Annotated in this window: 19 protein-coding genes; 6 read left to right on the top strand and 13 right to left on the bottom strand. The window is 71.0% G+C overall.

Annotated elements, in window-relative coordinates:
• Positions 1–26 precede the first annotated feature (26 nt).
• Entirely contained in the window at positions 27–659 is a 633-nt protein-coding gene (locus tag U8525_RS07940; protein ID WP_374263290.1) for an MXAN_6652 family MXYO-CTERM-anchored protein, read from the bottom strand.
• A 110-nt stretch (positions 660–769) separates the two neighbouring features.
• Positions 770–1,465: a DUF4336 domain-containing protein gene (locus U8525_RS07935; RefSeq protein ID WP_374263287.1), complete on the bottom strand. Its 696-nt coding sequence runs from the start codon at positions 1,463–1,465 to the stop codon at positions 770–772.
• Between the two features lie 126 nt (positions 1,466–1,591).
• Here U8525_RS07935 and proS point away from each other — a divergent pair, with 126 nt between their 5' ends.
• A complete protein-coding gene (proS, locus tag U8525_RS07930) occupies positions 1,592–3,025 on the top strand; it encodes a proline--tRNA ligase (protein ID WP_374263284.1) in 1,434 nt (477 codons plus the stop codon).
• Between the two features lie 59 nt (positions 3,026–3,084).
• On the opposite strand, the gene U8525_RS07925 is transcribed toward proS, so the two are convergent.
• On the bottom strand, positions 3,085–4,329 hold the full coding sequence (locus tag U8525_RS07925; protein WP_374263282.1) for an adenylate/guanylate cyclase domain-containing protein: 1,245 nt from the start codon (positions 4,327–4,329) through the stop codon (positions 3,085–3,087).
• 69 nt (positions 4,330–4,398) lie between these two features.
• Between U8525_RS07925 and U8525_RS07920 the strand changes: the two genes are divergently transcribed.
• Entirely contained in the window at positions 4,399–4,941 is a 543-nt protein-coding gene (locus U8525_RS07920) for a metal-dependent hydrolase (protein ID WP_374263279.1), read from the top strand.
• A gap of 29 nt (positions 4,942–4,970) precedes the next feature.
• The gene (gene thpR / locus U8525_RS07915) at positions 4,971–5,522 is read left to right on the top strand and encodes an RNA 2',3'-cyclic phosphodiesterase (protein ID WP_374263276.1); all 552 of its coding nucleotides are present in this window, start codon (positions 4,971–4,973) and stop codon (positions 5,520–5,522) included.
• Here thpR and U8525_RS07910 read toward each other — a convergent pair.
• The gene (locus U8525_RS07910) at positions 5,519–7,714 is read right to left on the bottom strand and encodes a PhnD/SsuA/transferrin family substrate-binding protein (RefSeq protein ID WP_374263274.1); all 2,196 of its coding nucleotides are present in this window, start codon (positions 7,712–7,714) and stop codon (positions 5,519–5,521) included. The genes thpR and U8525_RS07910 overlap by 4 nt on opposite strands.
• Positions 7,715–7,975: 261 nt before the next feature.
• Between U8525_RS07910 and U8525_RS07905 the strand changes: the two genes are divergently transcribed.
• Together U8525_RS07905 and U8525_RS07900 are read left to right on the top strand one after the other, a co-directional pair.
• Positions 7,976–8,629 carry a YiiX/YebB-like N1pC/P60 family cysteine hydrolase gene (locus U8525_RS07905; RefSeq protein ID WP_374263272.1) on the top strand — a complete coding sequence of 218 codons (654 nt, stop codon included), beginning with the start codon at positions 7,976–7,978 and terminating at the stop codon, positions 8,627–8,629.
• Between the two features lie 79 nt (positions 8,630–8,708).
• On the top strand, positions 8,709–10,829 hold the full coding sequence (locus U8525_RS07900) for a MopE-related protein (protein ID WP_374263269.1): 2,121 nt from the start codon (positions 8,709–8,711) through the stop codon (positions 10,827–10,829).
• A 55-nt stretch (positions 10,830–10,884) separates the two neighbouring features.
• On the opposite strand, the gene U8525_RS07895 is transcribed toward U8525_RS07900, so the two are convergent.
• The 8 genes from U8525_RS07895 to U8525_RS07860 all read right to left on the bottom strand — a co-directional run bounded on the left by U8525_RS07895 (position 10,885) and on the right by U8525_RS07860 (position 19,699).
• A complete protein-coding gene (locus tag U8525_RS07895) occupies positions 10,885–13,230 on the bottom strand; it encodes an exo-alpha-sialidase (RefSeq protein ID WP_374263266.1) in 2,346 nt (781 codons plus the stop codon).
• 172 nt (positions 13,231–13,402) lie between these two features.
• On the bottom strand, positions 13,403–14,161 hold the full coding sequence (locus U8525_RS07890; protein ID WP_374263264.1) for a hypothetical protein: 759 nt from the start codon (positions 14,159–14,161) through the stop codon (positions 13,403–13,405).
• A gap of 180 nt (positions 14,162–14,341) precedes the next feature.
• Entirely contained in the window at positions 14,342–15,094 is a 753-nt protein-coding gene (locus U8525_RS07885; protein ID WP_374263261.1) for an ABC transporter ATP-binding protein, read from the bottom strand.
• Entirely contained in the window at positions 15,091–15,981 is an 891-nt protein-coding gene (locus U8525_RS07880; RefSeq protein ID WP_374263259.1) for an ABC transporter ATP-binding protein, read from the bottom strand. The genes U8525_RS07885 and U8525_RS07880 overlap by 4 nt, the downstream gene beginning before the upstream one ends.
• Positions 15,978–17,054 carry a branched-chain amino acid ABC transporter permease gene (locus U8525_RS07875; RefSeq protein WP_374263256.1) on the bottom strand — a complete coding sequence of 359 codons (1,077 nt, stop codon included), beginning with the start codon at positions 17,052–17,054 and terminating at the stop codon, positions 15,978–15,980. Before U8525_RS07875 ends, U8525_RS07880 begins: the two co-directional genes overlap by 4 nt.
• Complete coding sequence (locus tag U8525_RS07870) at positions 17,054–17,974, bottom strand: branched-chain amino acid ABC transporter permease (protein ID WP_374263253.1); 921 nt, start codon at positions 17,972–17,974, stop codon at positions 17,054–17,056. Before U8525_RS07870 ends, U8525_RS07875 begins: the two co-directional genes overlap by 1 nt.
• An 18-nt stretch (positions 17,975–17,992) precedes the next feature.
• Complete coding sequence (locus U8525_RS07865; RefSeq protein WP_374263250.1) at positions 17,993–19,204, bottom strand: ABC transporter substrate-binding protein; 1,212 nt, start codon at positions 19,202–19,204, stop codon at positions 17,993–17,995.
• Positions 19,205–19,363: 159 nt separating this feature from the next.
• Complete coding sequence (locus tag U8525_RS07860; RefSeq protein ID WP_374263248.1) at positions 19,364–19,699, bottom strand: hypothetical protein; 336 nt, start codon at positions 19,697–19,699, stop codon at positions 19,364–19,366.
• 369 nt (positions 19,700–20,068) lie between these two features.
• Here U8525_RS07860 and U8525_RS07855 point away from each other — a divergent pair, with 369 nt between their 5' ends.
• Positions 20,069–20,947, top strand: coding sequence for a YsnF/AvaK domain-containing protein (locus U8525_RS07855; RefSeq protein WP_374263246.1), 879 nt, complete (start codon positions 20,069–20,071; stop codon positions 20,945–20,947).
• A 99-nt stretch (positions 20,948–21,046) separates the two neighbouring features.
• On the opposite strand, the gene U8525_RS07850 is transcribed toward U8525_RS07855, so the two are convergent.
• Positions 21,047–22,462, bottom strand: a complete 1,416-nt coding sequence (locus U8525_RS07850; protein WP_374263701.1) for a serine/threonine-protein kinase — start codon at positions 22,460–22,462, stop codon at positions 21,047–21,049.
• Between the last annotated feature and the right edge of the window lie 2 nt (positions 22,463–22,464).

Genomic DNA, 22,464 nt, shown 5'->3' with positions numbered 1-22,464 from the left:
GGGCCCGGCCGGAGGGCAGGCGGGCATCAGCCCTGACGGGACGGACGGCGGCGGCGCGCGGCCAGCGCCACGAACACGGCGAGGAGCGCCGCGGGCGCGCCGGTGGTGGCCACGGAGCAGCCGCCCTCGTCCTTCGTGTCGTTCGGAGCCGGCGTGACGGGGTCCGTGCCGCCGGTGACGACGATGTCCAGCGTGGCGTTGGCGTGCGAGTCCCCCGTGGAGTCGTTGTTGCCGTTCACGGAGTTGCCCGCGGCGTACACCTTGTAGGTGCCGTTGGTGGCCGGGGCCACCAGGGAGAAGTCGAAGCGCGCCGCCCCGTTGGTGAAGGCCTTGGGCAGCGAGTGCGTGAGCTCACCGCTCATCAGCTTCGTGCCCGAGCCCGCGGTCAGCGTCGCGCCGTCCACGGCCACGTTCATGCCCGCCTTCACGCCCGGGCCCCCGGTGATGGTCAGCGAGTACTGCCCCGTCTGGCCCGCGGTCAGCGCCGTGGGCCCCTCCAGCGTCACCGTGGGGGTGCTCCCGCCACCGTGGCAACCGGACGCGGTGCAGGACACGCCCTGCTTGCCGCTGCGCCCGTTGATGCCCGTGGAGTTGGCGAACGCCGAGCCCGCGACGAGGCACACCGCGACCGCGCCCACGGACGAAAGAAGGGACCGCATGGAACGACCTCCTGGGGGAATCCGGAAAACCGAGGAGGTGCCCTTGTAGCGCAGCGCGGCGAGGAGCGCAGCAGGCGACACTCCCCCGCGACGCGGGGGCGAACCGCGCCCTACAGCCAGGAGAAGGCGTCGTGGAACGCCTGCTGGCCGCCGTGCTCCAGCACCTGGCCGTGGCAGACGATGACGCGCTCCACGTCCCACTTCAGCGCACGCTGGATGGAGGCCCGCACGGCCTCCTTGTCCTTCATGAGCAGGCGCTCCAGGACCGTGGGCGCGAGCCGCCCCCAGGCGCGGTTCAGCCGGAGGTACAGGCGCAGGGCCCGGGAGTCCGCGCGCTGGAAGTGGAAGGCCAGGTCGGTGATGAGCAGCGTGCGGCTGGGCCGGTGGAAGAAGAGGAACTCGTTCACCGTGGGCATGCCGCGCACGTGCATCTGCTCCAGCACGGGGGCCCAGGCGGGGTCCGGCGTATCGTCCAGCTCCTGGTCGATTCGCAGCGACGGCCGCTTCGCGCGCAGCCCCGCGGGCGCCACCACCCGGGCGTCGGGGAAGGCGGCGGACCAGTCCGGCAGGTGCAGGTGGTGGAGGAGGTTGGGGGCCACGAGGAAGCGCACCGTCCCCAGGGCCTCCACGGCGGCCCGCCGCGCGGGCGTGAAGGCGACGGGCGAGTGCACCCACAGCCCGCCGTCCGGCAGCCGGAGGACCGTCATGCGCCCTCCCAGCTCGAGCCCCGCCACGGAGAAGGGGGCGTCGAACACGTGCACGTCGTCGGCGAGCTTCCGGGGCGCGGCATCAGGGAGCGTGGGCATGGTGGGTCGTCCTCCTGGCACGGCCGGCCCCACGGGAGGAGCCCGGCCTCGGTCCGGCGTTGATTTCCGGTACATCCCAGCGTAGGCAACCCCCCTCTTTCCATCCCCTAGCAAGGTGCCCAGCACATGGCCGAGAAGCTCACGCCCCGCGAGAAGGGCTTTTCCGAGTGGTACGTCGACCTGGTCCAGAAGGCGAAGCTCGCCGACTACTCGGACGTGAAGGGCTGCATGGTCATCCGCCCCAACGGCTACGCGCTGTGGGAGAACATCCAGCGGACGATGGACAAGATGTTCAAGGACACGGGCGTGAAGAACGCCTACTTCCCGCTGCTCATCCCGGAGAGCTTCCTCAAGAAGGAAGCCGAGCACGTGGAGGGCTTCAACCCGCAGCTGGCCGTCGTCACGCACGCGGGCGGCCAGAAGCTGGAGGAGCCGTACGTCATCCGGCCCACGTCCGAGACCATCATCAACCGCAGCTTCTCCAAGTGGATCCAGAGCTACCGCGACCTGCCCCTGCTGGTGAACCAGTGGGCCAACGTGATGCGCTGGGAGATGCGCACGCGCCTGTTCCTGCGCACCACGGAGTTCCTCTGGCAGGAGGGCCACACCTGCCATGAGACGGAGGCGGACGCGGAGGAGCGCACGCTCCAGATGCTGGAGGTCTACCGCGCGTTCGCGGAGGACTACATGGCCATGCCGGTGCTGCCGGGGCGCAAGTCGGAGTCGGAGAAGTTCGCCGGCGCGCTGCGCACGTACAGCATCGAAGCCATGATGCAGGACAAGAAGGCGCTCCAGGCGGGCACCAGCCACAACCTGGGCCAGAACTTCGCCAGGGCCTTCGACACCACGTTCCAGGGCCGCGACGGCCAGCAGCACCACGTGTGGCAGACGTCGTGGGGCTCCTCCACGCGCCTCATCGGCGGGCTCATCCTCACGCACTCGGACGACGCGGGCCTCGTGGTGCCGCCGCGCATCGCGGCCACGCACGTGGTCATCATCCCCATCGCGGGCAAGGCCTCCGACGCGGAGAAGGCGGCGGTGCTGGAGAAGTCGCACGCGCTGGCCGCGGACCTGCGCAAGGCGGGCCTGGGCGTGGTGGTGGACGACGACGACACGAAGTCGCCGGGCTTCAAGTACAACGAGCACGAGCTCATCGGCACGTGCCTGCGCATCGAGCTGGGGCCCAAGGACCTGGCCAAGGGCTCGTGCGTGATGGTGCGCCGCGACCTGCGCCAGAAGGAGTTCGTGTCGCTGGACGAGGCCGCCGCCAAGGCCCAGGCCATGCTGGACCAGATGCAGAAGGACCTGTTCCAGAAGGCCAGGGACTTCCGCGACTCGCACACCTTCGAGGTCAACTCCTACGAGGAGCTGAAGGCGCGCGCCGAGGACGGCTTCCTGCTGGCGCACTGGGACCTGGACCCGAAGACGGAGGCGCGCATCAAGGAGGAGACGGGCCTCACCACGCGCTGCCGCCCGTTCAGCCTCAAGCAGGAGCCGGGCAGGTGCGTGGTGACGGGCAACCCGTCGCCCGGCCGCATCGTGTTCTCCAAGGCGTACTGAGCACGCGCTGCCGTGCCGCACCCGCGGGGCTGGGAGGCGACTCCCGGCCCCGTCGCGTCTCAGCCGCCCGCGGCGAGCAGGGCGCGCTTCCTGGGCAGGAAGGTGGCCACCGGCTCCGGCTTGCCCGCGACGGGCAGCGGGGCGGCGGCCTCGAAGTCGAAGGTGTCCCTGCAGCGCTCGCGCGTGGCGTGGGAGACGAGCACCGGGGCGCCGACCTTCTTCGTCAGGCCCTCGATGCGGCTGGCCAGGTTCACCGCGTCGCCGATGACGGTGTACTCGCGGCGCTGCTCGCTGCCGACGGCGCCCACCACCACGCGGCCGGTGTGGATGCCCACGCCGATGTCGAGCGTGAACTCGCCCCGGGCGGCGCGCTCCTGGTTGAGCGCCTCCAGCGCCTCCAGCATGGCCAGCCCGCACGCCACGGCGGCCTCCGGGTGGTCCGGCTGGTCCAGGGGCGCGCCGAAGTACGCGAGGATGCCGTCCCCGATGAACTTGTCCAGGGTGCCGCCGTGGCGGAACACCACCTCCACCATGCGCGACAGGTACTCGTTGAGCAGCGCCACCACCTGGGGGCTCTCCATCCGGTCCGACAGCGAGGTGAAGCCGCGGATGTCGGAGAAGAGCAGCGTCACCTCGCGGTGCTCACCGGCCTCGCCGTCGGTGCCGCGCTCGGAGATGCGCCGGGCGACCTCCGGGGAGAAGAAGCGCCCCAGCCGCTCGCGCTGCATCTCCTCGCGCACCACGTCCGTCACCAGCCCCATCACCGTGCGGCTGATGAAGAAGGCCACCGCGGAGGCGAGCACCATCACCAGCACCACGCCGGGCAGGAACTGGGAGGGCTCCAGGCCCGCGCTCAAGCCGAGCAGGGCCACCGCGACGATGCCCAGCGCCGTGGCCCCCGCGACGATGAGCCGCGACAGCGTCACCATGGACACGATGACCACCAGCACCAGGTACACGCCCATGGTGAGCAGCGCGGTGGGCACGCCGTTGGCGGAGGTCCGGATGGACTGCGCCTGGAGGAAGTAGATGACGGGCATGTCCAGCAGCGCCACGCCCAGCGCGGGCCGCCGCAGCAGGTCCGGCACCCGGCGCGCGGCCGCCCACAGCACCGCCGCGAGCGCGATGTAGGCCCCCAGCACGCCGCGCGACACGCTCCAGGCGTCCGCCACGGCCAGCAGGAGCCACGCCGCGGTCGCGCCCACGCGCGTCATGTTGAGCCAGGCGCCGACGTCGGCCCGCCACTCCTCCAGGCGGCGTTGCAGGGTGGCTTCGACACGGGCGCGTGAGAACAGGAAGCGCATGGATCGCCGGAGGCTACCCCACGCACGGGGCGCTCTCCAGGCGGGGCCACCTGCGTTAGGGTCCCGCGCATGGCGAGCATCGGGCACGTGGCGGTGGGCATGGCGCTGGGGCGCTTCGAGACGGGGCCGGGCGCGCCCTGGCGGCGGCGGGTGGCGGTGATGGCGTTCCTGTCGCTGCTCGCCCTCCTGCCGGACGCGGACGTGGTGGCGTTCGCGCTGCGCATCCCCTACGCGGCGACGTGGGGGCACCGCGGCGCGTCGCACTCGTTCGTCTTCGCGGCGGCGGTGGCGCTCGGGGTGGCGGCGCTGGCCCGGTGGAAGGGGGAGTCCGCCCGGCGCTGGGGCTTCCTGGCGCTGGCGGCGCTGGCCAGCCACGGCATCCTGGACACGCTCACGGACGGCGGGCTGGGCGCGGCCCTCTTCTGGCCCTTCTCCCACGCGCGCGTCTTCGCCCCGGTGCGGCCGCTGCCGGTGGCGCCCATTGGCGCGGGCATGCTGTCCGCGCGCGGCCTGTACGTGAGCGCCGTGGAGTTCCTCGCGTTCCTGCCCGCCTGGGTCTACGCCCTGTGGCCCCGGAAGGCGCGCGCGGCGCAGCGCGTCCAGGTTCCCTGAGGCAGGGGCCGGAAGGGAGGGCACTCGCGATGCGCCTGTTCACCGCCGTGACGCTGGGAGACGCCCTCACCGCCGAGGCCGGGCGGGGCATCGAGCGCCTGCGCCCCCTGGCGCCGGACGCGAAGTGGGTGAAGCCCGAGGGCGTGCACCTGACGCTGCTCTTCCTGGGGGACGTGGACGCCAGCCGCCTGCCGGAGCTGCGCGACGCGCTGGAGCCGGTGGGGCTGTACCACGCGCCGTTCGCGCTGTCGGTGGCGGGCGGAGGGACGTTCGGCCCGCCGTCGCACCCGCGCGTGCTCTGGGCGGACGTGCGCGGGGACACCGCCGCGCTGAAGGCGCTCCAGGCGGACGTGGCCCGCGCGCTGGAGCCGCTGGGCTTCGCGTCCGAGCACGCCGAGTACACCGCGCACCTGACGCTGGCCCGGGCGCGTCCGCTTCGAGGCGACCCGGCGCTGGCGGCGTGCGCGCGCGAGCTGCGGGACGCGAAGTGGGGCGAGGGGCGCGTGGACCGGCTGGTGCTCTTCGAGAGCGCGCAGGGCCACTACGCGCCCCGGCTGGAGGTGCCGCTGGAGCGCGGCTAGCAGGCGCGCAGGGACTCGGCCACGGGCACGGCGGGCGGCAGCGTGACGGTGAGCAGCGTGCCCCGGCCCTCGCGGCTCTCCGCGCGCAGCGTGCCGCCCAGGCCGGTGACGATGGTGTGGCTCACGGACAGGCCCAGGCCGGTGCTGTTGGGGCGCGCGGTGGCGAAGGGCTCGAAGATGTGCGCGAGCGCGTCCGGGGGCAGGCCCTTGCCGGAGTCCTGCACCTCCACCACCACCTCGCCGTCCTCGCTGGTATAGGCCGCCACGCGCAGCACGTTGTGCGCGGCGTCCTGGGTGTCCATCTGCTGGAGGGCGTTGAGCAGCAGGTTGAGGAAGAGCTGGGTGAGGCGCGCCTCGTCCGCGTCCACCGTGGGCATGTCGTGGAAGTCCCGCTCCAGCCGCGCGCGGTGCTGCAGCTCGCCGCGCAGCAGCTTGAGCGCGTTCTCCAGCACCGGCTGCACGGCCACGCGGGCGCGGTGCTCCGGCGGCTTGCGCGACAGCGTGCGCAGGTCCTGCACGATGTGCTTGAGCCGGGTGGCGCCCTCCACCGTCTCGCCCAGCGCCTCCAGCACGTCCTCCAGGTCCTCGCGCTTCACCGGCGCGCCGTCCAGCAGCGGCTGCCTCAGGCGGTCCAGCTCCTCGCGGATGAACGACAGGTTCGCCAGCACGAAGGCCAGCGGGTTGTTCATCTCATGGCCCACCGCCGCCGCGAGCGAGCCCAGCGCGGACAGCCGGTCCGCCTGGAACAGCCGCGCCTCCAGCTGCTTGCGCAGCGTCACGTCGCGCGCGAACACGCGCAGGCCCGGCGGGTCCCACAGCTGCGCGACGGTGAGCTCCCAGTAGCGGCCGTCCAGGTGCACGGTGGGCGGGGGCTCTCCCGGGGGCGCGCCCCGCCACGCCCAGGTGACCGCCGCGTGCACCAGCGGGTGCTCGGGGCCGCGCTCCACCAGGTCCTGGAAGGCCGCGTGGGTGGCGGGGTTCGCGTAGCGCAGCGCCCCGTCCATGCCCAGCTCCAGCAGCGGCTCCGGGTGCAGGAGCGGGAACGACGCCAGCCGGTACAGCGGGTCCTCCAGCGCGCGCAGACCGCTGACGTCGCGCACCAGCAGGCCCAGCCGCAGGCCCGTGTCCTCCGGCGAAGGCGCGCAGGGGGTGACCTCCGCCGCGTAGATGCGCTCGTCGCCGTTCACGGTGAGCCGGAACTCCAGCCGCCCGTCGGAGCCGCCCCGGAGGACGGCCTGGAGCAGGGACCTGAGGGGCCTGCTCGCGGCGGTGCCCAGGACGTCCTCGAGCGTGCGCCCCTCCGCGCCGCGCAGGTCCACGCCGAAGGCGCGGCCGGACGGGGACCAGAGCCGGAGGCAGTGTCCCTCCGCGTCCAGCTCTCCGGCCAGGTACTCCGCGGCCCCGGAGGGACGCGGGCTGGACACGGGGGCGCTCGGCCCGGGCGAGCGCACGAAGCCCTCCACCCGGAAGGGGCCCATGAGCATCTCCAGGCCCGCGCCGTCGGTGTTCATCCGGGTGAGGACGGAGATGAGCGCCTGCGCGTCCGCCTCCGGCAGCCGCCGGGTGAGGATGAGGCCGTCCGCGAGCGTGGAGAGGGTGAAGAGGAACGGCGTGAGCCGCGGCGCGTCCGCGCCCAGGTACGTCGTCAGCGTGGCGCGCATGGCGTGAGCGTCCGAGTGGTTGGAGAACAGCGCGCACAGGTCCGACTCGCCGCGCAGCACGGCGTCCAGCGCCTTGCGGTAGGTGCCCAGGAAGCGCTGCTCGGAGAAGAGCGTGTCGGGGCGCAGGCCCAGCGACTCCAGGTGGCGCACCGGCAGCAGGTGCCCGCCGGTGGAGCGCGGCGCCACCCACGCCACGCGCTTGCCCGGCAGCGTCTCCAGCGTCAGCGGCGCGTCCGCGCGGCAGATGAAGGCGGAGTGGTAGTGCCAGCTGCCCGAGCGCACCGCGCGCAGCACCGCGCGCGCCTGCGGCTCGAAGGCGTCGCACTGCTCGGCGGTGCCCCAGGCCATCTCCACGCGGCCGGACGCGAGCTCCGCCTCCAGGTACTCGTAGGTGGGCGCCATGGACATCACCACGGGCCGGCCCATCCGCTCCGACAGCGCCCGCGCGAACAGCTCCACGCGCACGTGCTCCCGCACCTCGCCCAGCGACGGATACAGCAGACAACGAATGGGCGAGTTCAATGCGGTCACGACGAATTCCTCCGATGGGCCCCCTCTCCCGCGCGCCCTGGCAGCCGGCTCGCGGGTCCTGCGTGATTACCTGAAAATTTCCGACATTGCCACACTATTCCTGAATCGCTGTAATAAGTAGTTTCCCCAGTTTTACCACGTTCTGACCCAGGGGTCGGCAGCGACCGTCTCCACGGAGAGTGAAGGCAGTCCGGCCCGGGCTGGCACCGGGGCTGCACTGGAGGCGGGGGGACAGAGGGAACCCGAGGGAGGGACTGGCGGATGACGCGGATTGTGAGGGGACTGTGGCTGCTGGCCCTCGTGCTGGTGGGAGCGGCGTGGTTCGTGGGCCGCGGGACGCAGGCGGCGCCGCGCGGGGTGGAGGGGGTGGCGGCGAAGGTGCGGACGGGGGACGTGGTGTTCCAGACGTCGGGATCACGCCAGTCGAAGGCCATCCAGGCGGCCACGCACAGCCCGCTGTCGCACGTGGGGCTGGTGGAGGTGACGCCAGAGGGGGTGTTCGTGGTGGAGGCCGTGCAGCCGGTGAAGCGCACGCCGTTCGCGCAGTGGAGGGCGCGCGGGGTGAAGGGGCGGCTGCTCGTGATGCGGCCACAGGGGGTGGATGACGCGGCGAGGGCGCGGGCGGTGGCGGAGGCGAAGCGCCACCTGGGCAAGCCTTACGACGCGCTCTTCGGTTGGGGGGACGAGGCGATGTACTGCTCGGAGCTGGTGCGCAAGGCGTACGCGGCTGGGGCGGGCGTGGAGTACGGGAAGCTGGAGCGGCTGGGCGCCCTGGATGTCGCGGGATTGAAACAGGAGCTCGCCGAGCGCTACCGGGGGCCCGTGCCGCTGGACCTGGAGCTGGTGACGCCGGCGAGCCTGGCGGCGGATGCCCGGCTGGCGGTGGTGTATTCGGATTTCCCGCGGGAGCGGTGAGCACGCATCATTCCCTGAGGAACCAAGAGGGTTGGCAAGGACTCACACGCGGGGAGAAGGGCCGGTAGAATGCGCGCCCATGAAACGCCTCCTGCTGATGCTGCCGCTGCTGGCCCTCGCGGGCTGTAAGGACCCCAAGGATGGGGTGAAGGTCATCATCTCGTATGGCCAGTTCGTCCCAGGCTGCGTGCGCGTCACGGCCACGGACACAACCGGAAAGAATGCGCTCACGACGGACGTGGCGGTCCGGGAGAAGAACGCCGACCCCAACGGAGAAATCGTGGTGGGCGTGCTGGTGCCGACGAAGTGGGGCACCACCGTCTCTATCGAGGCGAATGCCTACGAGGCGCTGCCCCAGGCCGGCACGTGCACGGGGACTCCCGTGCGGAACAACAAGCAGGGCATCACCGTTCCGAAAGGCAGCGGGAAGGAAGGCAAGACGCCGGAGCTGCGACTCAGGGTCGACGCTCCGGACGAGGACCGGGATGGCTACGTCAGCACGTTGAACGGCGGCTCGGACTGCGATGACACGCGGCCCACCACCAATCCGGGCGCCAAGGAACTGTGCAATGGCAGGGACGACAACTGCGGCGGAGACATCGACGAGGGATTCCAACTCGGCGAGGTGTGCATCAACGAAAGCAATGGCTGCGCGGGCACCTATCAATGCGGTTCTGGCAACGACCCGCAGCGCGAATGCGCCACGCCCGAGGCTCAGCCCGCCTGGGCGGACGAAGACAGGGACGGCCACGGTGATCCAAAGCGCGACAATGTATTTGCCTGCACATTGCTCTTTCCGGAGAACCGACTGCCGACATCCGCACCCCGCGACGACTGCGACGACACGCGGGGCACCGTGTATCTCGGCGCACCGGAGATCTGCGACGAACTCGACAACGATTGCGACGACGACACAGACGAAGGCTTGGATCTTGGCGAGCCCTGCACTGACCCGACCTATCGATGCGACAATGCCACCACGCAATGCAATTTTGATGACGGCGGTACGCTCTGCCAGCCTCCACCCATGGTCCCCACCTGGTACCCAGATGAGGACAAAGACTCGTTTGGCCGTACCGATGCAGGCGTTGTCTATTGTCCGCAGCCGGATGCCGGTTACATCCGGACCCCTGGAGACTGCAACGACGGCAATCCCTTCACGCATGCGGAAGCGGACGAACTGTGTGACGGTCAGGACAACAACTGCAATGGTCTCTCGGACACGGATGAGGGCATCTGTGGCACCGGCACTGATGCCGGGCCGTCGTGGAACTCCACTACGGTGGGCGATGGTGGCACCGCTTGGCGTAGCATCGCGCTCATGAATGATGGCGGCGTCTGGCTCGTGGGAGGAGACTCGACACGTGCCGTGAAGCCCTCGACGCCGTCAGACTTTTCCATGTTGCCCGGGTTTTGCACCGCAACGCCGCAGGCAGAGACTCGCGATCTGTTCAGCGTGTGGGCCGATACTCGCACGGGCACGGCATACATTGGCGGCCAGGGAAACAACCTGATCATCCAGAAGGCCGACAGTGAGAGCTGCGCCCCCAGGAAGCCACCAGAGGCCGAGGGCACCACCCAGGGACTCATGGGATTCAATCTGCAGGATGGTGGCGTTGAAATCCTGGGCGTCACAAGCCGCTCGAACACCTCTGGAGGCTCATTCACCTGGGATGGCGGTCTTCAGAACGTGACCGTCACGCAATACGACGATAATTCCCCCCTGCGCGATGTTCACGGCCTGTCGCCCGAACTCACCTTCGCGGTCGGTGGGACTACGGGACAGCAGCCCAGGATCCGCAAGCACGTCCCAGGAGAAGCCTCCTGGCAGCCCGTCTCAGGGCTCCCCACTGCGGGCGCCTTGTGGGCCGTCAAGGTCGTCAACGACAAGCTGGCTTACGCTGTAGGCGAGCAGGCGACCCTGCTCAGGTGGGATGGCAATACCGACACCTGGACAAAAGAGCAGATCCCCAATGCCGACACAGATGAAGTGTTTACAGGTGTCCTCGCCTTCGGGCGCAACTCCATCTACATCTCGACCGACAAGGGGAACGTCTATCAATTCGACGGCACCAGCTGGTTGACCCACTCGTTTATAACCGCCCTGTATGACATTGAAGGAAGCAATCCAGGCAATATCTGGACCGTTGGCAACTTCGGGAGAGTGATCCACTTCCCAGTCGCTCCCGTGCCCCAGTAACCCCTGAAGCACAGGGCCGGACTTCCCGCGTGGAAGTCCGGCCCGTGTCACGGCCTCAGCGCTTCACCCGCAGGACCTGGAACCCCTTCCCTCCGGCTCCGAAGCCCTTCAGGTTCTCCGCCCGCACCACCAGGTCTCCGTTGGCCAGGACGCCCCAGACCTCCGCGCGGGCCAGGACGCCGCTCGTGGCCCGTTCGTATCTCCGGGCCTCCGTCCACGCCACGCCGTCCGTGCTGGTGAAGAGGCGCGCGTACACGTCCGACGCGGGCTGCACGTCCCCCACGTCCGCCCTCGCCGTTCCCAGCACGTAGCCGCGTCCCGCCAGCGCCGCCAGCGAGTACGCCGGCCCTGGCAACGTCATCAGCGCGTCCACCCGTCCGCTCGCATACACGCGCAAGAGCTTCGGGTGCTCCGGTTCGTAGAGCGTGGACTGCCCCAACAGCAGCTCCCCTCCCGACAGCACCGTCCCCGTCACCGCGTTGGCCGCATACCCGGCCATCACCTTCGTCCAGGTGCGCCCCCCGTCCGTCGAGCGCATCACCGCCGCCTGCGCACTGCTGCTCCCGAACGTGGCCCACAGCACGTTCCGCGTCGCGTCCGCGTACAGCGCCGTGCCGTGCCGGTGGTCCTGGAACGTCGCCCGCGCCGTCCAGGTCGCGCCGCCGTCCGTGCTCGCCCACAGCCGCAGCGGCGTGTTCGCGGACGTGAACGTCTGGTACTCCAGGAAGAACACCGTGCTGCCCAGCTGCGCGAAGCTCGCGGGCGACATCGCCCGGTAGCTCCCCAGCGCGGCCACGTCCGCCCACGTGCGCCCGCCGTCCGTCGAGCGCTCCAGGTGGTAGCTGCCACTCCTGCTCATCTGCGCCAGCAGCGTCCCGTTCTTCAGCGCCGCCATCACCCAGAACGACGCGCCGCCCACGCCCTGCCCTCTCGCGCTGAACGTGCGCCCGCCATCCGTGCTCGCCCACAGCTTCGAGCGGCTCCCATCCAGCGCCAGCGCGTACACCGTGCCCGCGCCGTCCACCGCCAGCACCTCATGCGTCGTGTTCGAGAACACCGGCTCCAGCGTCACCGGCCCCTGCACCCCGCCATCCACCGGCGGCGTCCCCGCATCCACCCCGCCATCCGTCCCCGCATCCGGCGTCCCCGCGTCCACCCCGCCATCCGTCCCCGAGCCGCCATCCGGCGTCCCGCCGTCCTGCCCACCGCCGCCCCCTCCCGGCTGGCGCGCCAGGGCCACGCGCATCACCCGGCCACTGGAGCTCGCGTCCACCGCGTCACCGTAGAAGCACGGCACCTCCGTGACGCTGTCCGGCAGCACGTCCACCGTGCTCAGGTAGCCCTTGAAGCTCGTGCGCGAGTCCAGCGTCACCGGGTCGCTGAGCACGCCGCCGCGCAGCACCCGCACCCGGAGCTCGTAATCCGTCGCCGTCTGGAAGTGATTGTAGAAGACATACAGCGCATCCCCGATGCGCGTCACCGCGGGCTGCAACGCCCAGTCCGGCGTCTCCTCCACCAGGATGCGCGCGCCGAACGACGTCCCGTCGAAGCGCCGGTAGTACAGCCGCTCCGTCTCGTCCTTGTAGACCAGGTGGATGCCGCCCTTCCCGTCCTCCACCGCGCTCAGCGCCGCGCCATGGTAGATGCCTTCGGAGAACGCGTTGCGCTGCGGCCCCCACGTGTCCAGCGGATCCGCCGCGTCGCGCACCCGCATCCGCGTGGGCTCGAAGCCGTCATGCATCGCCCAGAAGAAGACGAGCTTCGACCCCACGCTGAGCAGCCGCCCCCCACCCCGATGCTTCGTCCACCCCAGGTCCGGCTGCCGCTGGAACGTGGCGCCCCCGTCCGTGGACACCGCCACCACCGCCGTGGAGCCCCCGTCCGGCTCCAGCCGGAACGCCTGCACCCACAGCCGCCCCTTCGAGTCCCGCGCCAGCAGCGCCCGCGAGTACGCCGTCGTGCCGTCCGCGTTGAACACCCGCACCGCCGGCTGTGGCGCCCAGGTGTCCTCGCCCGCGTCGTAGCGCCACCACTGGAAGTACACGTCGTGCCGCGACGACGCCGCCAGCGACGGGCCCTCGTAGGCGTAGACCATCGCCACGTCCCGCCCCACCGCGACCAGCTCCGCCCGGTCATGGTGCGACGCGTCCGGCTGGACCGCCGCCAGCTTCGTGAAGCTCCGGAACCCGTCCTCGGAGCGGAACAGGTTCAGCCCCTCGCCTCCCGACCCCTGCTGCTGGATGGCCAGGAGCCACGTGGGCGCATGCCCCGGGCCTGTCTCGATCCGCACCGCGTGCCGATGCGCTGGCAGCGTCAGGGCGTTGCCCCCGCCAGCCGGCACCATGGGCACCCCACCCGCCGCCACCACCGTGGTCAGCAGGGCTCCCACCCAGGACATCATGTGATTGCACCCCCTGTCGTATTCCCTCCCGAAAGGTAGGAACGCACGACCCGGGGGCAATCCTGCGGAGGCGAACCTCGAGGGCCCGACATTCTCCGCGCGGACAGGTGAACACATCCACGCCGCGCGACGCTCCCGGGACTCGCGGGAGCGTCGCGTCAGCGCGCTGCGACTACTTCGCCTTGCGGCGGCGCGTGGGGGCGGGGGTGCCCGCGTCGGAGCCCGTGCCCGCGTCCGCGGCCTCGACGGTGCCCGCGGCCGCGCCAGCGTCCGGCGTGGCCGTGGTGATGGCCGGGGGCGGGTTCACCAGCTTCAGCGAGGTGAGGAACGTGTCCGCCGTCGTGTTGGGGTGGTTGGGGTTGTAGATGACCAGCAGCGTGTAGAGGCGCGGGCCCACCAGGAAGTTGCGCGCCTTCACCTCGCCGACCACGGGCGAGCTGACCGTGTAGGACTTGCCGGGGTAGCCATCCAGGGTGATGTCCGCCTCTTCCTTGATGGTGCCCTGGACCTGCTTGACCAGGCCGTCCTTGCCCTCGTTCAGCAGGGCCTCCGGGGGACGGCTCGCCACCAGGCGCTCCGGGTAGTCCGCGGTGCTGATGGAGTAGATGGTGCCGTCCTCGGTGCGCGAGGAGAACGCCGCAGTGTTCACCGTGTTGGCGCCCAGCGGAACCTGCTTGCGCTCCACCTGGGGCTCCGTCGGCATGCCGATGGTGAAGCCTTCCGTCGCCTCGTAGGGCTTGAAGGCCGGGGCCGGAGCCTCGGCGGTGCCCTGCTCGCCCGGCACGGGCTCGTTGGGCACGTCCTCGATGGTGGAGGTGGCCTGGGGGCCGCCCGACGTGGAGCCGTCGGTCTTCTGCTGATTGGCGCAAGCGCCGGCGATGAGCGCGAGCGTGGTGAGCGAGGCGAGGAGGAGGCGGGACAACGGACGCATGGGCACGCTTCCTGAGAGGGAAGTGGAAGAAAACAGACTGACTTGTCGGACGGTAGACGAAGTCCTCCGCCGCTGACTACCCGAGTTTCGACGCGGGGCGAGGAACTTGCCCCCGCGCGGCCCCCGGAAGCGTCCGGGGGCGGACACCGCGCACCGGGCCGGAAGGGCGGCGCGCGGAGGCTATTCGCCCAGGTACGCGCGCCGCACCTCGGCGCTCTCCAGGAGCGCCTTGCCGGGGCCGGCCATCACCACCTCGCCCGTCTCCAGCACGTAGCCGTAGTGGGCGGCGTTGAGCGCCAGGTGCGCGTTCTGCTCCACCAGCAGCACGCTGACGCCGGTGGCGTTCACCTCGCGCAGCGTGCGGAAGATGGTCTCCGTCACCTGCGGCGCCAGGCCCAGGGACGGCTCGTCCAGCAGCAGCAGCTGCGGCTTGCTCAAGAGCGCCCGGGCGATGGCCAGCATCTGCTGCTCGCCCCCGGACAGCGTGCCCGCCAGCTGCTTCTGGCGCTCCCGCAGCACCGGGAACAGGCCGAAGCCCTTGTCCATGTCCTGGCGCACCTGGGCGGTGTCCTTGCGCAGGTACGCGCCCAGCTCCAGGTTCTCGTACACGGTGAGGTTGGGGAAGATGCCCCGCCCCTCCGGCGCGTGCGCCATGCCGCGCGGCACCAGCTGGTGCGCCTTCAGGCCGGTGATGTCCTGCCCCGCCAGCGTGATGCGCCCCGCGGTGGGCTTGAGCATGCCGCTCACCGCGCGCAGGGTGCTCGTCTTGCCCGCGCCGTTGGCGCCGATGAGGGCCACCATCTCGCCCTTGCCCACCGTGAGGGACACGCCCCGCAGCGCCTGGATGGCGCCGTAGCGGACCTGGATGCCCTCCACCGACAGGAGCGGCTCGAACGCGCGCCGCTCGCCCAGCACCTTCACCGGCTCGCTCACGCCGCGCCTCCGTGGGACTCCAGGTAGCTGTCGCCCAGGTACGCCTCGATGACCTTGCGGTCGCTGCGCACCTCCGCCGGCGCGCCGCGGGCAATCGTCTCGCCGTGGTCCAGCACGGTGATGCGCTCGCAGATGCCCATCACCAGCTTCATGTCGTGCTCGATGACCAGCACCCCCAGCGAGAACTCGTCGCGCAGCCGGCGGATGAGCACCATCAGGTCCGCCTTCTCCCGCGTGTTCATGCCCGCCGCGGGCTCGTCCAGCAGCAGCACCTTCGGGCGGGTGCCCAGCGCGCGGGCGATCTCCAGCCGGCGCTGCTCGCCATAGGGGAGGTTCCTGGCCTCCTCGTCGCGGCGGTGCGACAGGCCCATGACCTCCAGCAGGTGCTCCGCCTGGCGCGTCAGCTCGCGCTCCTCGGCCTGGAAGCCCGGGGTGAGCAGCAGCGCGCGCCACCAGTCGCGGTAGTTGCGCAGCGCCGTGGTCGCCTTGGCCATGGGGCCCAGGCGCACCGGGTGCAGCGCCCCCTGCGCGCGGCAGGCCACCTTCACGTTGTCCAGGGCCGTCAGGGCGCGGAACAGGCGGATGTTCTGGAACGTGCGCGCGAGGCCCAGGTGGTTGATCTGATGCGGCACCCAGCCGTTCACCCGCTGCCCGTCCACGCGCACCTCGCCCTCGGTGGGCTGGTACACGCCGGTGAGCACGTTGAACGCGGTGGACTTGCCCGCGCCGTTGGGACCAATCAGGCCCAGCAGGTCGCCCTGGCGCACGGTGAGGTTGAAGTCCGTGAGGGCCTTGAGGCCCCCGAAGCGGATGCTCACGCCGGACGCCTGCAGCAGCGCGTCCCCGGAGCCGGAGGCCATGGCGGCGGGAGTCGCGGCGGCGGTCATGACAGCCCCTTCTTCTTCCGGGGGAGCCACCGGGGCAGCACGTCCCAGAGCTCCTTCGTGCCGAACAGGCCCTGCGGCCGCGCCAGCATCAGCACCACCAGCAGCAGGCCGTACACGGGCATGCGGATCTGATCCACCTTCTGCGCCAGGCTGCCCTCCGCGCCCAGCGCGCCGAACAGCGAGCGCAGCCCTTCCGGCAGGAGCGTGAGGAAGATGGCCGCGACGATGGCGCCCGTGCTGGAGCCCAGGCCGCCCAGCACCACCATGACGACGATCTCCATGGACTTCACGAACGTGAACGAGCCCGGGTTGATGATGGGCACGAAGTGCGCGAACAGGCCACCCGCGATGCCCGCGAAGAACGACGAGATGACGAACGCGCGGACCTTGTAGCCGGTGGTGTCCACGCCCATGGCCTCCGCGGCCACCTCGTCCTCGCGGATGGCCCACAGGCTGCGGCCGTGGCTGGAGCCCGCGATGCGCCGGGCCACCAGCACCACCAGGAAGACCCAGAAGTACACCATGCCCACGCTGGAGTACTGCGGGATGCCGGACAGGCCCAGCGCGCGCCCGAAGGCCTCCGTGTTCTGCACCACCACGCGGATGATCTCCCCGAAGCCCAGCGTCACGATGGCCAGGTAGTCCCCGCGCAGCCGCAGGGACGGCAGGCCCACCAGGAAGCCGCACAGCGCGGCGGCCACGCCGCCCGCGAGCAGCGCCACGGTGAAGAGCACCTGGTCGCTGGCCGCCACCGGCAGGAAGGACAGCGCCACCTCCTTGAGCGAGAGCGACGTGACGCCCGCGATGTACGCGCCCACGGCCATGAAGCCCGCGTGGCCGATGGAGAACTGGCCCGTCATGCCGTTCACGATGTTGAGGCTCACCGCGAGGATGATGTTCACCCCCACCACGGACAGCAGGTACGTGGCGAAGGGCGAGGTATCCAGCAGCACCTCCGCCAGCGCCAGCACCGGCACCGCGATGAGCACGGGCAGGATGCCGCGCAGGGCCGGGGGCACGCGGCCCACGGCCTCGTCGGTCAGCGCCGTCACGCCTCCAGACTGGGCCGCCATCAGACCTTCTCCGCCGCGACGCGGCCGAAGAGGCCGCCCGGCTTCACCAGCAGCACCAGGATGAGGAAGCCGAAGGCCACCGCGTCACGCCAGGTGCTGGCCGCGTAGCCCACCACGAACTCCTCCACCAGGCCCAAGAGCAGCGCGCCCACCACGGCGCCCGGCACGTTGCCGATGCCGCCGATGACCGCCGCCACGAAGGCCTTGAGGCCCACGTACAGGCCCATGAGCGGGCTCACGGACGTGTCCTTGATGGCGTAGAGCAGGCCCGCGCCCGCCGCCAGCGCGCTGGAGAGCATGAACGTCAGCGCGATGATGCGGTCGGTGGGGATGCCCATCAGCGCCGCGGTGCGGTGGTCGAAGGACACCGCGCGCATCGCCTTGCCGAAGCGCGTGCGGTACACGAGGAGCTGGAGCCCGGCCATCAGCCCCACGGCGATGAGGAAGCTGATGACCTGCCAGTTCCACACCACCACGTCGCGGTCCCCCACGATGAACCACTCGCTGGGGGTGATGACCTCCGGGAAGGCCCGCGGGGACGCGCCCGGCAGGAAGCCGATGTCCAGTTGGAAGCCGTACGACAGCGCGAACGAGATGCCGATGGCGGTGATGAGCGCGGTGAGGCGCGGCTTCTCGCGCAGCGGACGGTAGGCGAAGCGCTCGATGAGGAAGCCGAGCAGCGCGCAGCCCGCCATGGCCACCGCGAAGATGACGACCACGCCCCACAGGGAGCGCTGCGCCTGCCGCCCGAGGGCGAAGGCGGTCGCGTAGCCCATGTAGACGCCGACCATCATCACGTCGCCGTGGGCGAAGTTGATGAGCTTGAGGACGCCGTACACCATCGTGTAGCCCAGCGCGACCAGGGCGTAGATGGTGCCGGCGGCCAGACCGTTGATGAGGTGCTGGAGGAGCTGCGACATGCCGGAGGAGGCCCTGGACTACGGAGAGATGGTGGTGACGTAGGTGGACTTGCCGTCCTCGACCTTCAGCACCACGGCGGACTTCACCGCGTTGCGCTTGTCGTCCAGCGTGATGTTGCCCGCCACGCCCGGGAAGTCCTTCGTCTGCGCGATGGCCGCGCGCACCGCCGGGCCGCTGGTGTCCGGGGCGCGCTTCAACGCCTCGATGGCGACGCGCGCGGCGTCGTAGCCCAGCGCCGCGAGCGCGTCCGGCACCGCGCCGTTGTTGTCCGCCTTGTAGTCCGCGATGAACTTCTTCACGCGCGCGTCCGGGTTGTCCGGCGAGTAGTGGTTGGAGAAGTAGCTGCCCTCGATGGCGCTGCCGCCCAGCTCGAAGAGCTTCTCCGAGTCCCAGCCGTCGCCGCCCATCAGCGGCACCTTCAGGCCCAGCTCGCGCGCCTGGCGGGCGATGATGCCCACCTCGCTGTAGTAGCCGGGCACGTAGATGCCCTCCGGCTGCGTCTTCTTGATGGCGGTCAGCTGCGCGCGGTAGTCCGTGTCGCCCTGGCTGTAGCTCTCCGTGGCCGTGATCTTGCCGCCCAGCTCCGTGAACTTCTGGCGGAACACCTCCGTGAGGCCAATGGAGTAGGCGCTCTTGTTGTCCTGGAGCACCGCGACCTTGTTGAGCTTGAGGTTCTCCCGCGCGAACTTCGCCATCACGAAGCCCTGGAACGGGTCGATGAAGCAGACGCGGAAGATGTTGTCGCCCTTCTCCGTCACGGAGGGGTTGGTGGACGACGGGGTGATCATGGGCACGCCGGCCGCCTGGGCCTTCTCCGCCATGGCCAGGGAGCTGGACGAGGCCACCTCGCCCAGGATGAGCACCACCTTGTCCTGGGTGATGAGGCGAGTGACGGCCTGCGCGGCCTCCTCGGGCTTGCTCTGGTCGTCGTACACGCGCACGACCAGCTTCTTGCCCTTCACGCCGCCGGCCGCGTTGGCCTCCTTCACCGCCAGCGCCACGCCGTTGCGGGTGGAGATGCCGAACGTCGCCTGACCGCCCGTCAGCGCCCCCACCTCGCCCAGCACGATGACGTCGTCATCCGCCGGGGGCGCGCCGCCGCCCTGCGCGGTGGCCGGGGCCTGCGCCGGGGACGCGCCTCCCGCCGCTCCCGTGGGCTGCGTCTTCTTCTCGCAGGCGACCGCCAGGACGGCGAGCGCGGCGAGGAGCATCGGGGCAAGTCGTCGCATGCGGGGGCTTCCTCCGGGGGTGACGAGGTGCAAAGCCCCGGTTTTCTAGGGGAGCCCTCCCCATGGGTCAAGCGCACAGCTTGGCTCCCGAGTCCCGCCAACCTCCAGGAACATCGCCGTCTCGAACCCGTGCCTCACGGTGGGTGCGCCCCCACCAGCTCAAGGCTCCAGCCAGTAATGCTCCCGGCCCGACGGCCCCCGGCGGATCCTCGGAGGAGGGCCTTGGGGCCCCGCTCCCTCCGCTTCGCCGTCTTCCCACGGCGCCACGTCCTCGTGCGTCAGGTCCCGCCCGGAGGAGGAAGGAGCCTCCTCCTCCGCTGACAGGGCGGGCGGGGCTTCGGCCGCGGTGAAGGCCCAGCAGACGGGCTCCACGCCTGACGCCGCTCGCGGCGAGGACGCCGGGAGGGCCGCGCCAGCGCGGCGGCGCACGAGCCGCCCCGCCACCAGCAGTCCCACCGCGCCCGCCACCCACCCGAGTCCCCGGCGTGGCCTCATGGCTCGCATCGCAGGCTCCTCCTTCATGCGAGCCGGAACCTCCAGGCTCACGCCCACACAGTGGGGTGTGGCGACGCGCGCGGCCAGCGCGTGAACCGCGGGTGTGGCCCCTGCACGCCTGCCCTGCCGACAGGAAGCGGGGAGACACCCGGAACCCTGTTGCCCACGGCGGGCGGCATGCCGAGCCCCTGGACCATTCAGCGGCAGGGGTTTTCTTGGGCGTCATTGAACCCACTTTTCGGGTGTGGCCGTGGCGGACACCTCAACGTCCACTACCTCCCAGGGGACCCTCTCCAGCGTGCTGGACGTGCCTGGTGCTCCGCTTCCGACCACACCCGACCCGACGTGCAGGCACAAGGAGCCAAGTCAATGATGATCAAGCGCAACGACATCAAGGAAGGGATGACGGTCCGCAGCAGCGACGGCGAGAAGCTGGGCAAGGTCTTCGCCGTGAGCGAGGGCGAGTTCCACATCGAGAAGGGGATGTTCTTCCCGAAGGACTACCTGGTCCGCTACGCGGAGGTGAGCGACATCCGCAACGGGGAGATCTTCCTCAACCACGGCCGCGAGGCGCTGCGCGGGCTGGCGGACTCCACCGACCTGAGCGCGGGCCGCGGCAGCGGCACCAGCGTGGGCGCGGTGGGCGCGACGACAGCGGCGGCCACCGGCACCGCGAGCGGTATGGGCGCGGGGCTGAAGACGGGCACCCAGCGCATGGGGGACGTTGTCCAGACCGGCGCGGAGAAGGTCGGCATCAAGGACAGGGAGCTGAGGGACCGCGACCTGCGCACCCAGGAGCGCATCGCGAACGAGGACGTCACGCTGCGCACGCACCATGAGGAGCTGGGCGTCACCAAGCACCAGCGCGCCGCGGGCGAGGCGCAGGTGCGCAAGATCGTCGTGGAGGAGCGGAAGACGGTGGAGGTGCCGCTGCGCCACGAGGAGGTGGAGGTGGTGCGCCGGGCGGTGAAGGACGACATCCCCGGCGACGTGGCGTCCTTCCAGGAGGAGACCATCCGCATCCCCCTGAGCGCGGAGGAGGCGGAGCTCACCAAGCGCGCCTACACGGACGAGGAGATCACCATCCACAAGCGCCCCGTCGAGGAGCGCCGCACGATGGAGGGCCAGGTCCGTCACGAGGAGCTGGGGGACGTGAAGGTGGTCCGCACCGAGCCCGACGTGGACGAGGAGACGCGCCGCACCGGCTACCGCGCGAACCCGGACAGGGATCCGCTCAAGCGCTCGTAGCGTCGCCAGGACGGGAAGCATCGCGGACCTTGTGCTCCGCCCCCGCATGCCGCGCCTTCACGCGCGCGGCGTGCGGGGGAGGCGGCGCACCTCGGCGCGTCAGCGCCGAGCGCGGGTGGGGGCCTCGCGCGCGCGGTCCACGGCGGTCTCCAGCCGCTGCGAGTCGCGCAGCCGGTCCGGGAAGAGCCGGCCCGCCAGCGCCGCCAGCGCCGTGTCGCGCGCGGGGGGACACACGGACACCAGCCGGTCCGCCATGACCAGGGCGTTGTCGAAGCGGGCCTCCGGGGCCTTGGACAGCGCGACCGACAGGACGCTCCACAGGGGCGCGGGCACCTCCGGGGGCTTCGTCAGCTTGTCCTGGCAGATGGCCTTCATGGTGGCCAGCTCGTCGTCGCGGTCGAAGGCGCGCCGCCCCGTGAGGGACTGGTAGAGGATGAGCCCCATGGAGAACAGGTCGCTGCGCGCGTCCAGCCGCAGCCCCAGCGCCTGCTCCGGGGACATGTAGAGCGGCTTGCCCTTCACGATGCCCGGCAGCGTCACCGTGCGCTGCGCGCGCACCTTGGCCACGCCGAAGTCCAGCACCTTCACCTGGCCGTCGAAGCCAATCATCAGGTTGTGCGGCGACAGGTCGCGGTGCACCAGCTCCAGGGGCGCGCCGTCCTCGCCCTTGAGCGCGTGCGCGGAGTGCAGCCCCCGCAGCGCCTGCGACACGATGGCGGACACGAGCGCCGGCTCCAGCGGCCCCTTGTTGGCGCGCAGCAGCCGGTCCAGGTCGATGCCGTTCACCAGCTCCATGGCGATGTAGTGCGCGCCCTGCGCCTCGCCGAAGTCGTAGACGTGCACCAGGTTGGGGTGCGACAGCCGCAGGCCGATGCGCGCCTCGTCCAGGAACTGCTGCACCATCTCCGGCTGGGCCGTCAGGTGGGGCAGGATGCGCTTGAGCGCCACCAGCCGCCCCAGCCCCTCCGGCCCGCGCGTGCGGGCAATCAGCACCTGCGCCATGCCGCCCGTGCCCAGGGGCCGGACGATCTCATAGCGGCCGATGCGCCCGCGGTTGACGGGCGTGCCGTCCACGTCCAGCTCGTCCAGCCGCTCCAGCGGGCCGCGCCCGTCCGTCAGCGCCAGGAAGGACAGCACCGCCGAGTCCAGCTGTTCGCCGATCGCCTCCACCAGCCCCATCACCCGCGCGCCGCCGTCCGCGAAGTCCCCGTCCACCACCAGGCCCAGCCCGCCCAGGTTCAGCCGCCCCAGGGTGAGCTGCTGGCAGAAGAGCATCCGGCCTTCGCGCAGCGGCCGGGGGCCGCTCCAGTGCGCCGCCTCGAAGACGTCCACGCCCAGCTCGCCCAGCACGCGCGTCAGCACCGGGCCCCGCGTGCCCCGGAGCGACACGAAGCCCGCCTTCGCGTGCACCATGCGGGCGCACTGCGTGAGGAACACGTCCAGGCCGGTGTCGAGGTCCAGCCCCCGCTCCAGGCAGTCCTCGATGATGTCGTCGGCCATCCGGTTCACGGCCATCA

The organism is Corallococcus sp. RDP092CA, assembly GCF_041903675.1.
Classification (GTDB): Bacteria; Myxococcota; Myxococcia; order Myxococcales; family Myxococcaceae; genus Corallococcus.
The sequence above is the reverse complement of the archived record's forward strand: the minus strand, read 5'-3'. Positions and strand labels throughout refer to the sequence as shown.

Excerpts from the sequence above, each read along its gene's own strand:
- U8525_RS07940 (WP_374263290.1), bottom strand. The coding sequence starts at position 659 with ATGCGGTCCCTTCTTTCGTCCGTGGGCGCGGTCGCGGTGTGCCTCGTC.
- U8525_RS07935 (WP_374263287.1), bottom strand. The coding sequence starts at position 1,465 with ATGCCCACGCTCCCTGATGCCGCGCCCCGGAAGCTCGCCGACGACGTG.
- proS (WP_374263284.1), top strand. The coding sequence starts at position 1,592 with ATGGCCGAGAAGCTCACGCCCCGCGAGAAGGGCTTTTCCGAGTGGTAC.
- U8525_RS07925 (WP_374263282.1), bottom strand. The coding sequence starts at position 4,329 with ATGCGCTTCCTGTTCTCACGCGCCCGTGTCGAAGCCACCCTGCAACGC.
- U8525_RS07920 (WP_374263279.1), top strand. The coding sequence starts at position 4,399 with ATGGCGAGCATCGGGCACGTGGCGGTGGGCATGGCGCTGGGGCGCTTC.
- thpR (WP_374263276.1), top strand. The coding sequence starts at position 4,971 with ATGCGCCTGTTCACCGCCGTGACGCTGGGAGACGCCCTCACCGCCGAG.
- U8525_RS07905 (WP_374263272.1), top strand. The coding sequence starts at position 7,976 with ATGACGCGGATTGTGAGGGGACTGTGGCTGCTGGCCCTCGTGCTGGTG.
- U8525_RS07900 (WP_374263269.1), top strand. The coding sequence starts at position 8,709 with ATGAAACGCCTCCTGCTGATGCTGCCGCTGCTGGCCCTCGCGGGCTGT.
- U8525_RS07895 (WP_374263266.1), bottom strand. The coding sequence starts at position 13,230 with ATGATGTCCTGGGTGGGAGCCCTGCTGACCACGGTGGTGGCGGCGGGT.
- U8525_RS07890 (WP_374263264.1), bottom strand. The coding sequence starts at position 14,161 with ATGCGTCCGTTGTCCCGCCTCCTCCTCGCCTCGCTCACCACGCTCGCG.
- U8525_RS07880 (WP_374263259.1), bottom strand. The coding sequence starts at position 15,981 with ATGACCGCCGCCGCGACTCCCGCCGCCATGGCCTCCGGCTCCGGGGAC.
- U8525_RS07875 (WP_374263256.1), bottom strand. The coding sequence starts at position 17,054 with ATGGCGGCCCAGTCTGGAGGCGTGACGGCGCTGACCGACGAGGCCGTG.
- U8525_RS07870 (WP_374263253.1), bottom strand. The coding sequence starts at position 17,974 with ATGTCGCAGCTCCTCCAGCACCTCATCAACGGTCTGGCCGCCGGCACC.
- U8525_RS07865 (WP_374263250.1), bottom strand. The coding sequence starts at position 19,204 with ATGCGACGACTTGCCCCGATGCTCCTCGCCGCGCTCGCCGTCCTGGCG.
- U8525_RS07860 (WP_374263248.1), bottom strand. The coding sequence starts at position 19,699 with ATGAGGCCACGCCGGGGACTCGGGTGGGTGGCGGGCGCGGTGGGACTG.
- U8525_RS07855 (WP_374263246.1), top strand. The coding sequence starts at position 20,069 with ATGATGATCAAGCGCAACGACATCAAGGAAGGGATGACGGTCCGCAGC.
- U8525_RS07850 (WP_374263701.1), bottom strand. The coding sequence starts at position 22,462 with ATGGCCGTGAACCGGATGGCCGACGACATCATCGAGGACTGCCTGGAG.